Source organism: Streptomyces sp. NPDC058470, assembly GCF_042721055.1.
GTDB lineage: Bacteria > Actinomycetota > Actinomycetes > Streptomycetales > Streptomycetaceae > Streptomyces.
In genome coordinates, this window is record NZ_JBHXMF010000052.1 from 52,160 (window position 1) to 65,481 (window position 13,322).

16 protein-coding genes are annotated in these 13,322 nt (G+C 69.8%); 10 read left to right on the forward strand and 6 right to left on the reverse strand.

All coding sequences use genetic code 11. From position 1 onward, the window contains the following. The 3 genes from ACFWP7_RS31875 to ACFWP7_RS31885 all read left to right on the forward strand — a co-directional run. The coding region (locus ACFWP7_RS31875; RefSeq protein WP_384388460.1) for a replication-relaxation family protein at positions 1 to 1,462 on the forward strand (1,462 nt) is incomplete at its 5' end. An 88-nt stretch (positions 1,463 to 1,550) separates the two neighbouring features. Then, positions 1,551 to 1,823: a hypothetical protein gene (locus tag ACFWP7_RS31880; protein WP_384388463.1), complete on the forward strand. Its 273-nt coding sequence runs from the start codon at positions 1,551 to 1,553 to the stop codon at positions 1,821 to 1,823. A gap of 171 nt (positions 1,824 to 1,994) precedes the next feature. Then, on the forward strand, positions 1,995 to 2,624 hold the full coding sequence (locus ACFWP7_RS31885) for a 2'-5' RNA ligase family protein (protein ID WP_384388466.1): 630 nt from the start codon (positions 1,995 to 1,997) through the stop codon (positions 2,622 to 2,624). On the opposite strand, the gene ACFWP7_RS31890 is transcribed toward ACFWP7_RS31885, so the two are convergent. Then, a complete protein-coding gene (locus ACFWP7_RS31890; protein WP_384388469.1) occupies positions 2,625 to 3,482 on the reverse strand; it encodes a hypothetical protein in 858 nt (285 codons plus the stop codon). It lies immediately after the preceding gene. Between the two features lie 123 nt (positions 3,483 to 3,605). Between ACFWP7_RS31890 and ACFWP7_RS31895 the strand changes: the two genes are divergently transcribed. The 4 genes from ACFWP7_RS31895 to ACFWP7_RS31910 all read left to right on the forward strand — a co-directional run bounded on the left by ACFWP7_RS31895 (position 3,606) and on the right by ACFWP7_RS31910 (position 5,492). Further along, positions 3,606 to 3,926 carry a hypothetical protein gene (locus tag ACFWP7_RS31895; protein ID WP_384388472.1) on the forward strand — a complete coding sequence of 107 codons (321 nt, stop codon included), beginning with the start codon at positions 3,606 to 3,608 and terminating at the stop codon, positions 3,924 to 3,926. A gap of 48 nt (positions 3,927 to 3,974) precedes the next feature. Next, a complete protein-coding gene (locus ACFWP7_RS31900; protein WP_384388475.1) occupies positions 3,975 to 4,742 on the forward strand; it encodes a hypothetical protein in 768 nt (255 codons plus the stop codon). Positions 4,743 to 4,898: 156 nt separating this feature from the next. Then, on the forward strand, positions 4,899 to 5,201 hold the full coding sequence (locus tag ACFWP7_RS31905; protein WP_384388478.1) for a hypothetical protein: 303 nt from the start codon (positions 4,899 to 4,901) through the stop codon (positions 5,199 to 5,201). Positions 5,202 to 5,270: 69 nt separating this feature from the next. Next, a complete protein-coding gene (locus ACFWP7_RS31910) occupies positions 5,271 to 5,492 on the forward strand; it encodes a hypothetical protein (RefSeq protein WP_384388481.1) in 222 nt (73 codons plus the stop codon). 266 nt (positions 5,493 to 5,758) lie between these two features. Here the strand turns inward: ACFWP7_RS31910 and ACFWP7_RS31915 are convergent, their stop codons facing one another. Next, entirely contained in the window at positions 5,759 to 6,463 is a 705-nt protein-coding gene (locus ACFWP7_RS31915; protein ID WP_384388483.1) for a hypothetical protein, read from the reverse strand. Positions 6,464 to 6,646: 183 nt separating this feature from the next. Between ACFWP7_RS31915 and ACFWP7_RS31920 the strand changes: the two genes are divergently transcribed. The 3 genes from ACFWP7_RS31920 to ACFWP7_RS31930 all read left to right on the forward strand — a co-directional run bounded on the left by ACFWP7_RS31920 (position 6,647) and on the right by ACFWP7_RS31930 (position 8,394). Then, positions 6,647 to 7,678, forward strand: coding sequence for a YaaC family protein (locus ACFWP7_RS31920; RefSeq protein ID WP_384388486.1), 1,032 nt, complete (start codon positions 6,647 to 6,649; stop codon positions 7,676 to 7,678). 134 nt (positions 7,679 to 7,812) lie between these two features. Continuing rightward, entirely contained in the window at positions 7,813 to 8,166 is a 354-nt protein-coding gene (locus ACFWP7_RS31925; protein ID WP_384388489.1) for a hypothetical protein, read from the forward strand. Between the two features lie 3 nt (positions 8,167 to 8,169). Continuing rightward, positions 8,170 to 8,394: a hypothetical protein gene (locus tag ACFWP7_RS31930; protein ID WP_384388492.1), complete on the forward strand. Its 225-nt coding sequence runs from the start codon at positions 8,170 to 8,172 to the stop codon at positions 8,392 to 8,394. Between the two features lie 51 nt (positions 8,395 to 8,445). On the opposite strand, the gene ACFWP7_RS31935 is transcribed toward ACFWP7_RS31930, so the two are convergent. Genes ACFWP7_RS31935 through ACFWP7_RS31950 form a run of 4 tightly spaced genes read right to left on the reverse strand, consistent with a single transcriptional unit; the run spans position 8,446 to position 12,929 of the window. After that, complete coding sequence (locus ACFWP7_RS31935; protein ID WP_384388495.1) at positions 8,446 to 9,255, reverse strand: hypothetical protein; 810 nt, start codon at positions 9,253 to 9,255, stop codon at positions 8,446 to 8,448. Next, positions 9,252 to 9,569, reverse strand: a complete 318-nt coding sequence (locus tag ACFWP7_RS31940; RefSeq protein WP_384388497.1) for a hypothetical protein — start codon at positions 9,567 to 9,569, stop codon at positions 9,252 to 9,254. The genes ACFWP7_RS31935 and ACFWP7_RS31940 overlap by 4 nt, the downstream gene beginning before the upstream one ends. Then, entirely contained in the window at positions 9,566 to 12,067 is a 2,502-nt protein-coding gene (locus ACFWP7_RS31945; RefSeq protein WP_384388500.1) for a Helicase associated domain protein, read from the reverse strand. Before ACFWP7_RS31945 ends, ACFWP7_RS31940 begins: the two co-directional genes overlap by 4 nt. Further along, the gene (locus tag ACFWP7_RS31950; protein WP_384388503.1) at positions 12,057 to 12,929 is read right to left on the reverse strand and encodes a hypothetical protein; all 873 of its coding nucleotides are present in this window, start codon (positions 12,927 to 12,929) and stop codon (positions 12,057 to 12,059) included. The genes ACFWP7_RS31945 and ACFWP7_RS31950 overlap by 11 nt, the downstream gene beginning before the upstream one ends. Positions 12,930 to 13,322: the final 393 nt, after the last annotated feature.

The following is a 13,322-nucleotide window of genomic DNA, read 5'->3' on the forward strand; positions in this document are numbered from 1 at the left end:
TCATCGGGTTCAGGGCGCGCCTGGTGCCCTCTGCGGCCGGGCGGGGCCGGCGCCCGGCCGGTGGCCGGTCGCGACGCATGGGAGGGCGGGGCTGATGGCGGGCAAGCGCAAGACGAACGAGGCGGGATCATCGACCGGACACCGCGGCGATGTGCTGCGCGCGCTCGGGGTACTGAAGGCTGCGACGGCGGATCAGATCCAGCGGCTGTCCTCACCGCACCTGAGCTACCGGCACACCACGAAGGAGACGGCGGCCCTGCGGAAGGAGGCGCGCACTGCCTCCCATCGCGGCGCGCTCAACGATCTGCGACGGCACGGCTTGTCCGTCGACGGTGGCCGTACCCGGGGCGGAGAGGAGGTGCGCCTGCTCACCAAGGACGGGCTGGCCGCCGCCGGGATCGAGTTGGACCGGGGGCCGGAGGAGATGGGCGGCATGCCCAAGAGCGCGGGCCGCTCGGGTGCCTCGCACGCGATGACGGTCAACGAGATAGTCCTTGCGATGATCCGCCCGAAGCCCGACCTGGACCTGGTGGTCGGTGAGCCGGCCGAAGCCGTCGCCGCCGCCCGGGCCTGTGTTGCCGCACCCGACGGGATCGGCGCCATCACCTCCTACGCCACTGAGGTCGCCCTCCCGTCGACCGGCACGTGGAAGAACCCCGGCGTGGGAGGCGCGTGGGCCGACATCGTCCTCATCGCGCCGGAGGTCGGGCTGCCGCTGCTGTTCATCGAGGCCGACAACTGCACCGAGGAAGCCCCGGTCATCGCGGCCAAGTTCGACAAGTACATGCGCCACTTCCGCCGAACGGCGAAGGACACCGACGGCCATGAGAAGCCGATGTGGCGCACCCGCTGGACTGCGCCCGATCTCCAGTGGGGCGACGCGTCGCACCCGCCGGTCCTGCTCGTCTTCCACCAGGTCGGCAAGCGGACCGCGCTGAAGCAGATGGAGCGGGTCGCCGACCTCACCCGCGAACACTGGCAGGGCCAGTGGGCCGAGGGCGGCTTCCGCATCTACAACGGGAAGGTGCCGATCGTGGCGACCACCCTGGAGCTGCTGCGCGAGCACGGACCCGCAGGGCCCGTGTTCTGGCGCTTCGGCCGCGAGGGCCGCCAGAACCTCTGGGACGCGATCGGCAACCCCCGCAGGGATGCCTTCCTCGCCCGCCGTGCCGAAGACGCGCGGCGCCGCCAAGCGCAGGAAGCCGCCGAACGCGAGGCCCAGCGCCCGGTGTGCGGGGACTGCGGGACCAACTTCACCGATGACCGGTGGAAGGCCAGCACTGCGGTCGTATGGGACCGCGGGGACAGTCACCCGCACCTGTGCGACGACTGCAAGGTCCGGGCGCTCGAAGCGGAGCGGCAGCAGGAACAGGCCGAACGCGAGCGCCAGGAGCAGCAGCGCCAGGAGGAGGAGGCGCAGGCCTCGAAGGCCGACGGCTGGCTCGGACGCTGGCGCAGCTGACCCGGGCAAGCCACCCGGCAGCGCGAGGCTTGCCCAGGGCCGCCTCGGCAAGCCCTCGTTGTCGGTGGCGGCTGCGAGGCTGGAGGGCATGGACAGCGACGATGAGCAGCTGCTGCGCGGCCGGATCTACGGCACCGACCACGACCATCCCGGTCCGAAGCCGGGACGGCGCTACGCCGAACTGGTGGGCGGGCCGCTGGACGGATTGCTGCTCGACATCACCGGCTGGAGGCCGGAGGAGATCGACGATGGTGTCTCCCTCCTCACGGAGCTCGGGCAGTTCGGCCCCGGAGGCCGGGCGCTGTACGACCCGCGCCCCGGCGACCCGGCCCGCTGGGACTGGGGCGGCGACAGCCCATGAACCGCTCCCGCGCGAAGGATCCGACTCGCCGCTGTCCGCGCTGTTCCGTCAGCTCACGGAGGCCATGCCGCCCATCCTTCTGCCCGCCACGGGTTGCCCGGAGCTGCTTCGGGGAAGGTCGGTGCCCGATAGCGTGGGCGCGGATTCGCCATACAGAAGGGCTGGTTGGGCATGGATGACTTCTTCGCACGGGTCGAAGGCCGTACTCACGCGTGGCCACCGGGTCGCAAAGACCTGCACTGGCTCGTCGTCCCCAGCGAGGATTTCGCCCGCGAGCACCTGTACGAGCCCTACCGCGCGCTGGCGGAACAGCCCGGCCTGTGCCCGGTGGAGCCGGAGTGGATGCACATCACGGTGTTGCACGCCGGACCGCAGGACAGCGCGAGTGCCGGCGAAGTGGACCAGCTCGCTGCCGAGGTGGCCAAGCGGGCCGCGGACCTCACTCCGTTCGAGCTCAAGCTGTCGCGCCCGGACATCGGCAATGTGGCGATCGAGAGCAAGGGCTACCCCGGCCAGCCGCTGCGGCAGTTGTGGGAGATGACCTGGGAGGCGCAGCGCACGGTGGTCGGGGACCGGTGGCCGCGCATCCCATCGAGCTCGTATCCCCACCTCTCGCACGCCTACGCAGGTGCCCAGGGGCACTTGGCCGACCGCAGCGCCCTCAAGGTGCTGCTGTCCGACCTGCCGGGCGAACCGGTCTCGGTGCCGGTCACCACGCTGACACTGGTCGCTGAGTGGCATGACCGCCGCGAGATCAGGTGGGACGTGCTTGCCGAGGTGCCCCTGGGCGGGCGGCGCTGATCAGCGCTTGCGCTTCGGCTTCCGTTTGGGCTGGACCCGCTTGCCCACGGTGCGCACCGAGGGCTTCTTCTTCTGTGTGGCGGCGGCGGACTGCAAGACGGTGAGCAGCCGGGCCTTGAGCTCCTGGCGCTGCTCGGGCGTGGTCGCATCTGCTGGGGTTTCCAGCAAGTGGGTCTTGAGGACGGCGAGCATGTCCCACTCCCACGGGCCGCGCTGGTTGGGGCCGGGGATGAGGTGGGCGTAGTCCTCGTCATACAGGTCGGCCAGCAGTGCGAGCGCGTCATCGTCGCTGACCTTGTCGATGCGCTCGCGTTCCGGGGCGCCGGTTGCGGTGCTCTCCGCACTGCGGACCTGCTGCAGCAACATCAGCCGAATGTTCTCCAGGGTCGCCATGCGGCCGCCGGCCCCGCCGCACAACCATGCGCCCACTGCCGCTGCGATAACGAAGTCCACGGGACCGCCGTCCTCGCCGCCGGAGAGGTCCATCGGCTCCGACCCGGCAGGGAAGGCCGCCATCTTCGTCAGGGCGTCCTCGCGGTACTGGGCGGGCGCGAACCGCTCGATCAGGTCGCGAGCGCCTTCCACCACGGCCTCGTTGGGCAGAGGGCTTCGCTCCTCGATGGCGGTGAAGGCGTCGTTGACGATCCGCAGGGCTTCCTTGAGGGCGAACTGGTAGCGCGGCATGGGGTAGGGGGTCCGGCCGGGGTCGTCGTCCCAGGTGCCGATCCGCTCCACCAGGGCGGCGAACGTGTCCGCCTGCTCATCTACCAGGGCGATGATGGCGCGTAGCGCCATGCCGCTCATGCGGCCCATCCGCTCCACGATCGGTTGCGGAAGCTGCCCCATCAGGTCGTTCACAACTAGTCCCCTCCATCGCGGTGTTGACCGACGCTATCAGCGGGCCGACACCCCGCAGGGGCCCAAACCGAGTCCGCGGTACGCGTATTCGGCGGCTTCACCCGACCGAGTAGGGTCACGGCCATGGCGAAGACTGGGGCGGTGCTGGCCGCGCTCGCAGAGCTCCGTGAGGATCTCGACACCGGTGTGTGGGTGCCGGATGAGTACGAGCGGGTGCTCGCTGTGGCGGTGCGGGCGGAGGGCGCGGCGAGCGCGGACGCCGTCCGGGCGGGGCTGCGCGCCGCCGGGCCGGACGGGACAGACGGGCGCCTCATGGTGGTCGCGGCCCGCTGCGGGTACGTGCTGGACGGCCTGAGCCTCACCGGTGCCCAGGACCAGCTTGCGGTGCGGGACGCCCTCGATGAGCTGCTGGACCTGGTGATGCTCTCAGGACTTCGACATTGACCCCGCCCGCGTCCTGGAGGGACGGCGCCCCTTCGATACCGTCGCGCCATGACCGATGCCCTGCGCCCTCCCCAAACCACCTGGGAATACTGCCTATCCGCCGCTGACGAGCTGGTGCTGTGGCACATGAGGCAGGGGAAGGACGTCCCGGAAGTCGATCGCCCCCGGGTGGTGACGCTGATCGGCGCCGCCGCGTACGGTCTCGCCTCCAGCATCTCCTTGGAAGGGCCCGCAGTGGCCGGCCTTCCGCTCACCGGACCCGATGAGAGCCGGTCCGCCAGCGTCCGGGGCGTCCTGCAGCACCACGCCCTGGCCGCCCTCCAGACGTGCCCGTACGAAGTCCTGGGCGCTGCCGAGCGCGAGCAGCTGCTCGCCACGTACGGCAGCGAGCCGTTCGAACTCGCGCGGGAGATGGCGATCGAGGTGATCACCCACCACACCCGATCCTCCGGGGAGATGGGGCAGGCCCACCCGACCATCAGGGACCGCGCGCCCGCGATGGCCGGCGCCCCGGCGGCCGGAGCCAGGGTGGACGTCGAAGAGGCCCGCAGCCGCCAGCAGTACCTGAAGGCGGCCGGGGTGATCTGGGTCGTCTACGACGGAGGCCTCAGCCGTCTGCCCGTCGTCTGCACCCAGTGCCAGGCCCGCACCGGGCTGAAGCTCCAGGCCGACGCCGAAGCCGGGAGCGTCCGCGTCATCTGCCCGGATCGCCACGTCACCCAGGACCCCCGCCTCACGATCGCGGGGGTACAGGAAGCGATCGGTCTCGGGCGGTCGTCCCGCTCCGAGGACATCGAGATCACCGGCCCGTCCTGAGCCGAGGTGCCCGCAGCCAGTCCGCCGGGTAAGGGAGTGGCGCAGACCCGGGCGGCACCGCGAGGATGAGCCGGACCAACAGGCAGCAGGAGAGGCGCAGATGGACACGGGGCAGTGGAATTCGATCGTCGAAGTGCCTCTCGTGGGGGTGGCGGCATGAGCGAATTCCCGGGGCCCATCCCGATGCACGGCGACACGGTTGAGCTCATGGCCGACACCTTTGTGGCGACCATCACCGGGAAGATCACGTCGCGGGGTGTCCTGGTTGACGGTCGCGGGTTCGTTGAGCTCGTTCTGCCCGACGGCGACCCGCAGCAGCGGCGCGTCCTGGAGCGAGCCGGGACGTATCAGTACCGCCTCTACGGCGGTGGTGTGTTGCTCTACTCGTCTCCGGACCTGCAAGTCCGTGAGACCCGGCGGGAGAGTGACGGGGCTCTGGTGGTGATGGGGTCTCCCTGACCGTTACGGAGAAGGGAGCGGTTTGGATCAGCCCGCCCATCCGATGTCACGGACCTCGATCGCTCCAGCGTGCGGCATGAACTGAATCCAACAGCACGGCCCGAAGGCTTCCCGGATCTCTTCAACGGAGCCCGGGTCGCGGACATCGGGCCAGGCCCGTGGGTCCATACGCGCGACCTCCACGAGCGCCATCACTTCCTGCCGGGCCTGGTCGTCTGGCAGTTGCGCCATGACCTCGACTGCGAGTTCTTCCACCACCACGCCGTACCGCATCCGCACACCCCCGTGTGATCGACTTGGCAGCAGCGTACGAAGGAACCGCCGATCGCGTTCCGGCCTGTGGATAACAGGGACACCGGCCGCCTGCTGGCGTACTCCCACACCGCCAGCAGACGGCCCGGGCGGCGCGACCGTTGCGGTACGGCCGCGCCGCCGCACGGCGCGAGCCCGGCCGCGCTGAGCGACCGGGCCCTGAAGTGGTCTGTGGTGTTCTCGACTTTCTGCTGAGCGTCTCGCCGAACCGTACGGCTGTCATCACTCACACGGGTGACACCCGCTCACACCGCAGCGGACTCCTTCGCTTTCGCCTTCTCCTTCACCAGGGAGGCGAGTGGGGAGCGCCGACCGCGGCCGACGTTACGCAGCTGCTCCCAGTCGACCTCGGGGTGCGCGTCGGGCACGGAGTCGACGTCGGCCGCACGGAACAACGGGACCATCACGGCCCCGGCCCGCGACGTGCCGAAGCGCACCTCACGCCGTTCCGTCGGCCGCACCCACAACAGGTCCCGCATGTAGTCGAAATCGACCCTCCTCACGCGCAGCCGGGCGGCGGCCTGGTCCGGCCCGAGCGGCGCTTCGGCTGCGAGACGCTGCGCCAGGTCCTCGATCGCGCAGACCTCCGTCACCTGGTCGGGGTTGATCAGCACGGCCTCCGGGTTCGCCGTCAGGTCGGTCAGCAGCCCACAGGCAATGAGCCGGCGCACCGCGAAGGCGCTCACGACCGGCGGCTCGCCGGGCACGTTCGGCGTGCCCAGAGCCTGGGCGATCCGGTCCCCGGCTACGGCAGCGGAGATGGGCTCGTGGGGGAGCGCGGCCCGGATCGCGTCCGCGTCCATCGCTTCCACGGTGGCCCGCGACCACTGGTAGGAGGAGGCGTCGGGGGCCGGGACGAGGCCGGTGTGCCGTGCCCACCGGAAAGCGGCGATCGGCACCCGGAGACGTCCGGCGGCCTGGCTTTCGTCGTATTCGGTGCGTCGTGCCATGGGGATCTTCCTCTCTCGTGTCCGCCCGGAGCGGGCGAACAAGACCGTGACGGAACATCTGAAAGCCTGTCAAGACCCTTTAAAGTTAGGCAAGTTGGACTTATTCGCTTAGATCCGCGCCCGCGTACGTGAGGGGAAAATTCACCCGCGCGGTCAACTCGGCAGCGAGTAGCGTCCTTGGTCATGTACAGCGATTTCGACGCCGATGAGGCGTGGGAGCGGTTGAGGGCCAGCCGCTCTGATCCACCGGTCGGGGCCGACACCGGCGCCCGGCGCAAGACCTACTCAGCCGCTCTGGAGCAGGCTCAGCAGCTGTTCCAGGCCGCTGCTGTCGTGGGCCCGGCCACGCGACCGGTCCCGGTCTTCTACGGACTCAGTCAGGCTGGCCGTGCCATCGCGGCCGCCGCCCGGTCCCTCGAGGACGAGGACTGGAACCTCGGCTCCCACGGGATCAAGACCACGGGGTTCCACCTGGCCTTCCCCGATATCGAGATCCGCACCGATTCGCCCGGCGGTCGGGGCAGCTTCGTGAAGGTCAGCGAGGTACTCCACTCGCCGGTGTGGGAGAAGGACCCGGTGCGCCTGGAGGACGTGTGGGACCTGTTGCCCACGAACCTCCGCTACCCGCTCACCACCAGGGACCGGCTCACTCCGCTGTACACAAGCGAAGGCAGCGTCTCCGAAGGCGACCACTCCCTGCTCAGCGTCTTCGTGTGCAACATTCCCGACCGAGTCGTCAAGGCCAGTACTCGTGAGGCGCTGTCCGCCTTCCTGACCGCGTACCCGGAAGTCGCCCAGCACGAGAGCTACGTGACTGGGGCAGAGGCGCTTCCGAACTACGTCCGTTATGACCACGGCGGGGGCCAACTGTCGATGAACTGGCTGATGCCCGAAGGCGTGGGCACGGGATTCGACGGAATGGCGACTATGGCCGAACGGCAGGCCCACTTGCGGGCCATCACCCGCGGCTACGCCGGAGACCGGTACTTCCTGCCCGTCCTCCCGCCGATGAAGCGGGAACTGCACCCGCTCATGGCCTGGTGGGCGGTCCTGTACGCGCTGTCGATGCTCGCCCGCTACCAGCCCGCGGTCTGGGGCACGCTCATCAACGTCGACAACAGCCGGCACGCGGTCCCGATCGAGCGACTCCTCGAACGAGCCATGAACCACCTGCCCGTCCTGATCGCGGACGCCATCACCGAGGTGAGCGCCTGACCAGCGGTAGCACAGTGTGGAGGCCACAGCGGTCGGGTTGCCCGGGGCCTCCGCACACCTCCTCCAAGCGGGCCTGCCGCCGTCCCCGCTCTGGGAAACTGAGGGCGACCATTTTCAGCGGCGAGGAGCGAGTGATGGCGGCGAAGAAGGACCCGGCGAAGTTGGCGCGGCAGGCCCGAGACCTGATCGAAGAGTTCAACCGCGTGGTGCTGGACGACGCGAAGGACCTGTCGGCGCCCGCTCTTTCGGAAGCCACCCAGGCGCTGAAGTCACTGGTCGACCGCCTTCCGCAGGCGTTTGAGCAGACCGCCGACGTCCTGGAGCTGCTGGCGGCCAACGACAGGATCACGGTGGAGGAGGGCGGCGACCCGAAGGCCGAAGTGGCCACGACTGCCGCAGAGCTTCGGACCGTCGCGGCCGACAGCGAGAAGCTGGCGAAGAGCCTGTCCCACCCTGCCTCGGCTCTGTTCCTCATGGGCGGTCGCTAGAACATGCCTGATCTGCCCTCGCCCGAAGAGGTCGAAGCTGCCCGTACGCCCGCCGGCGGCTGGAAGCGTGACCAGCTCGCCGCCTGGGGAGTTGCGTGGCCTCCGCCCAAGGGTTGGAAGGACGAGCTGACCGAGCGCTGGAAGGCCGCCCGCCAGGACGGCGCACCGCCGCCCCTGCCCAGCCCGGCCCCGGCCGACTTCGCACAGGAGACGCTCGACTTCGGCTGACCTGACGACAGTGGGGCCGGACAGGATCCCCTGCCCGGCCCCACTGCTTGCTCACCGGCTGAGTCGGACACGCGGCCCCCACACGAACTCGAGGTCGCCCAGCAAGACGTCCTCCAGCTCGCCCTCCCACTTGCCGTGCAGGAGGAACGGGCGGGCCTCCATCCGCTCGTAGATGATCAGGCTCTCGGGCTGACCGACCAGCATGTAGCGGCCGTACTCGGCTGGCTTGCTGCCCGGCCCCCACCCGCGTAGCAACTCCTCCAGGCGCTCGCGGTGCTGTGCGGCGAACGCCTCCAGGCGCTCCACGTACCCGTCCCGCTCGTCCTCGCCCACAGCGCTGAGCGCCACGGTCAGGATCTCCTCCGACGCCTCGGGGATGAGGAAGTTGTCCGGGTCGGTCAAGGCCCACGTGCAGCGCAGCGCCGCCGCCAGGACCTCCTTCGCGTCCAGCGCCACGGCCGGGGCCGCTTCCTGAGCCGGGGGCGCCGGGGCGGGGGCGGCCTTCTCCCGCAGATGGGCGAGCAGCAGGGCGTTGGACTCGGCACGCCCGCGCTGGGCGGCGGTGTTGTCGGCGATCCGCAGCAGCAGGCTGGAGGACGCTCGCACGCCCTCGAACCATCCGTCCTCGAAGCGCTGCTCCGAACCGTGCGGGGCGCTGCCCTCGGACACCCAGGTGTGCGCCCCGGCCACGGCGCCCGCCTCCAGCTGCGACACGATCTCGTCCGCCTGCTCGCGTGAGATCCCGACGGCGTCCAGGGCCTGGAAGACCGTGATGCGCGCGGTCGTCGAAGCGCGCTGGTGCTGGCTGATCCGGGACAGCTCTTCCGCGTACGCGTCCGAGTCGTGCTCCGTGGTGCTCACGATGTGCCTCCCTTGTCTCCTGTGGTGCGGCGGTTGTGGACCCAGTTCGGGTCGCGTACGGGCGCCGGCACCCGGGCCTCGGTGCCGGGCGTACGCAGGATGTGCCAGCTGGTGCGCGGCCGGACGAGAACGTGGACCAGGACGACGACGGCCTGGCGGACCCGGCCGCCGCGCACCCACGCTCCGGTGAACCGCACCTGGTCCTCAGCCCAGTTGCCCAGCCGCTGCCACGGCCGTACCCGGCCCACCAGGTAACCCACCACCAGCGCCACAGCGGCCGTCACGCCCAGCACGGCGAATCCGTCCGGCTTCATGACCACCGCATCCCGATCTTCGACAGCTGCTCCATGCGCTCCTTCGGCAGCGACGCCGCGCGGGAGCGCTGGTTCCCGATCCAGGCACCAAGGCGGAACTGCAGTTCCCAGCCCTCTTCGAAGAGCACCGTCTCCACGTGCTTGCGCGGGACGTTCAGATGACCCTCACGCTCGTAGAACTGGGTGGCGGCTGCCAGGTTGGCGGCCCACTTGTCGGCCTGCGTCTGGCGCTTGGGCTTCTCGTCCTCGGCCGCGGGGGTGATCCCGAGGACCTGCTCACACATCCACTGCTGCACGGCGGTGAGCTTGTCGAAGCCGAGCCGCTGAACACGCACCCACCGCCCGAGGTCCTCGCCCTGGCGCACGACCACACCGGGCTCGATCGGCAGTGCACCGCCCTCGTCCAGGTGCAGCCGAGTGAGGTGGAACGCCCGCTGCCACTCCACGGGCCACGTCGGGCACCACGACGCGTCGATCTCCTCCAGCTGCTCGCGCCGGTCGTCGGACAGAGCGCCGGCCACCGAACCGACCGGCAGACCCTCGGCACGCCGCTGCTCGATCTCGGCAGCCTTCCGGGCGGCGGCCCGCGCGTTCTTCAGGAAGATCCCCACCTTCGCCCCCTGATAGGTGGCGTCCAGCGGGGCCAGGAGGTGCCCGTTCTCGGCAGCCCAACCGCGGGCGGCGGACAGACCCTCCTCCCACGCGACGTCGAAGTGCGACCACACCATGCCCAGCTTCTCCAGCTGCTCGACACGGTCGCCGTCCATGTCCCCACGGGCGTAGAAGCGCCGGTTGTCAGCGATCCACTGCCCCAGCGGGAAGTTCGCGAGCGAGGCCGGCCACCCCTCGGCTTCCGCCTCCTGGTCGTCGACGACGGGCACGCGGAACGTGAACGGGACCTTGAGATCGCCGTGCTCGCGGGCGTAGATGACGGCGGCCTCCACGCCGCGCCGCCAGTGCTCGTGCTCGGGGTTGAGAACCCGCAGGTTGATGAACGCGGCCAACTGCGCCGGGTCACGCGGCGTGGAGAACTTCAGCAGCCGCCGGGCAGACGCCGATGGACCCCCGGACGCCTTCCCCGCGCCCCTCTCCTGGCCCTGCCCGGCCTTCTGGACAGGCTTGTAGGCGCTGGCAGCCTGCTGCTGCGCCAACTGCTCCACCACCCGGGCGTCGTGCGCCCTGAGCGCCTCCAGCAGCTTCGCCAACCCGCCGAACGCCCGGGAAGTCAGCATGTTGTCCGCCGTCTCGCCCGGCCCCAGCAGGACCGGCACCACCAACGAGGCGACCTTGCCCTCACCCGGCTGCATCCGCAGCGCACGGCCCACCGCCTGGACGAGGTCGGGCATGGAGCCCCGGACGTCAGCCCAGTAGACGGAGTCGCAGTGCTTGGTGTCGACGCCCTCGCCCAGCACCTTCACCGAGCACAGGAAGCACTTCTCCACGACCGTGCCGTCTGCGGCAATCCCGGCGGCGAACTCGCCCAGCCGACGCCGACGGTGGAGCGGCTTGTGCTCACCGCACAACCAGTCCGCCCAGATCACCTTCGGGTACAGCTCGGGATCGGCGGCGTGCAGCTGCGCGGCCACGTGGGGGAGGCCGGCCGCGAACGCCTCGGCTTCCTTGACCACATGGTGGAAGACCAGCGTGCGCTTGAAGTTCTCCTCCGAGGACGCCTTCAGCAACGCGGTCTGCAGCGCGGCGAGCCGGGCCCCGCGGACCTCGTCCGAGCGGCCCTCAGCACCCAGAAGCTGCGCGGCCTGGAGCTGGATGTCGGTGATATCCACGCACACCACCTGGTACGGCGCGCAGATCCCCCGGTCGATCGCCTCGGACAGCGTCAGCGTGTAGCAGCGGGCGCCGAACTGGCCCTCGGGATCGTCCTCCATGCTCGCCACCAGCTCGCCCGGCGCGCCCTCGGAGTCCTCGTCCAGCTGCCACACCCGGGGCGTGGCCGTCATGTACAGCCGCCGCAGAGACGGGATGCGGGCGTTGTCGTGGACGACCGCCCACGGCTTTCCGATCCGGCCGGAAACCCTGTGTGCCTCGTCCACGACGATCAGGTCCCAGCCCGGAAGGCCGGCCTTGTGGGCGCGCTCCAGCGTGCCCAGCCCGAGCGAGGCGTACGTGGCGAACACCGTGACCTTGTCCAACGGACGTACCCAGTCGACCAGTTCGTCCACGTCCGTGGTGTTGGGGAAGGAGGCTTCCTCACCCCGCAGGGACGAGACACCGATCATCGGGCCCCGGCGCCCGGCCTCCCGCCATGCCGACTCGGTCTGGACGAGCAGATCCAGCGAGGGCACGAGCACCAGCACACGACCCGCGTGGAGCTCCTCAGAGCTGCGCGCCGCGACCCGCGTCTTGCCCGACCCGGTCGCCATGATCACCTGAGTCCGGAGACCCCGCTCCGGCACAAGCGATCTTGCAGGCAATTCAAGAGCACGGAGAACAGCGTCAATAGCCTCTCGCTGAGCCGCATCACGCTGATTAGCGGTCATTCTCGCCGTCCTTATCGCTCGTGTCGGACGCGTCTTCCTCCTGGCTCTCCTGCGACCTCACCGGCTCCGCATCGGGATAGGAACCGGCGCGGACGGATGCCTCCAGGTTCAGGCCGTAGTGGTCCAAGTAGGCCAGGAGGAACAGGGCCAGGGCGCGGCCGGGGTCGCTGGCGTGCTCGATGTAGGGCTGCTCGCTGGTCCAGCCGAACGTGGCCTGGTGAGGCCGGGGATGCACGCCGGGGGTATGCGGATCAGGGAAGGTGACGGCGCGGGTGAAGAAGTCGTCCAGGCGGCTGACCAAGTCCGCGTCCGGGTCCTCCAGCTCACGGCCGCGCACGGTGGTGGTGGCGTTCTCCAGGATCGTGGTCAGGTACCGCCGGCGGGCTTCCTCCCGCTGCCGGAGCTCGCTGTCAGGGCTCTCCTCCACCACCTCCACCACGCGGTACAGGCCCTGGTCCCCGTACACCCCGCCCGGCTTCTCATGAGCCTTACGCACCTTGGCGACGGCCTCCTCAACCGACAGGCCGTAGGCGTAGTGCGTCAGCGTGGACGCGCCCGGGTGCCCCGGATCGGTGCGCTGCGCCACGATCCGGTAGCGGATCTGCGCAGGGGCCGGCCTCTGCGTACCGCTCTCGCGCTCCTGGCGCTCTTGCCGTGCCTGGCGCCAGCGGTGCACCTCCGGGTCACTCTCGGGGGAGTAGGCCTCCCACCCCGTACGGGACATCAGGTTCCAGATGCGCAGCAGCTCGTTCCGCCGGACCGCTGCAAGCCGGTCTTCTGTGCTGAACGGATGCGGCTTGTCCTCGTGATTCTCCAGTCCACCCGCAGCCACATACAGTTCGTGGATTTGCTGCGCCGTCAATCCGGTAACCTCGCGGTGGATTTCCTCGCGCGCTTTGAAACGCGTTTCGAAGCCCAACGAATTCGAATTCATTGTGTCTTCCTCGCTTTCCGGCGGGGCCGGTGCAGCGCCCTCGGTGCTGCTGTGTGAGTCCAGAGTCTATCTCGTGCTTCAAAGTGAAGCACCCAGAACGGCAAAGGTCCCCCGAACGTGGCTTGATCCTGTTACTGTTGCCCTATGGTCACCCCGGAAAGCCACCCTGACAGTGGGTCACCAGCCGTTCAACCTCCCTGCTCACTGACCCCCCGTCACCCCTCCGGCCGCGCCCCGTTTCGGCCCGCGCCTGCTTCCCGGCTCACCCCCTCCTCTTGCTGCTGCTTGTGGCGTGAGCCCCGTGGGTGGGCCGCGCGGAGC

Excerpts from the sequence above, each read along its gene's own strand:
- ACFWP7_RS31880 (WP_384388463.1), top strand. The coding sequence starts at position 1,551 with ATGGACAGCGACGATGAGCAGCTGCTGCGCGGCCGGATCTACGGCACC.
- ACFWP7_RS31885 (WP_384388466.1), top strand. The coding sequence starts at position 1,995 with ATGGATGACTTCTTCGCACGGGTCGAAGGCCGTACTCACGCGTGGCCA.
- ACFWP7_RS31895 (WP_384388472.1), top strand. The coding sequence starts at position 3,606 with ATGGCGAAGACTGGGGCGGTGCTGGCCGCGCTCGCAGAGCTCCGTGAG.
- ACFWP7_RS31900 (WP_384388475.1), top strand. The coding sequence starts at position 3,975 with ATGACCGATGCCCTGCGCCCTCCCCAAACCACCTGGGAATACTGCCTA.
- ACFWP7_RS31905 (WP_384388478.1), top strand. The coding sequence starts at position 4,899 with ATGAGCGAATTCCCGGGGCCCATCCCGATGCACGGCGACACGGTTGAG.
- ACFWP7_RS31915 (WP_384388483.1), bottom strand. The coding sequence starts at position 6,463 with ATGGCACGACGCACCGAATACGACGAAAGCCAGGCCGCCGGACGTCTC.
- ACFWP7_RS31920 (WP_384388486.1), top strand. The coding sequence starts at position 6,647 with ATGTACAGCGATTTCGACGCCGATGAGGCGTGGGAGCGGTTGAGGGCC.
- ACFWP7_RS31925 (WP_384388489.1), top strand. The coding sequence starts at position 7,813 with ATGGCGGCGAAGAAGGACCCGGCGAAGTTGGCGCGGCAGGCCCGAGAC.
- ACFWP7_RS31930 (WP_384388492.1), top strand. The coding sequence starts at position 8,170 with ATGCCTGATCTGCCCTCGCCCGAAGAGGTCGAAGCTGCCCGTACGCCC.
- ACFWP7_RS31940 (WP_384388497.1), bottom strand. The coding sequence starts at position 9,569 with ATGAAGCCGGACGGATTCGCCGTGCTGGGCGTGACGGCCGCTGTGGCG.
- ACFWP7_RS31945 (WP_384388500.1), bottom strand. The coding sequence starts at position 12,067 with ATGACCGCTAATCAGCGTGATGCGGCTCAGCGAGAGGCTATTGACGCT.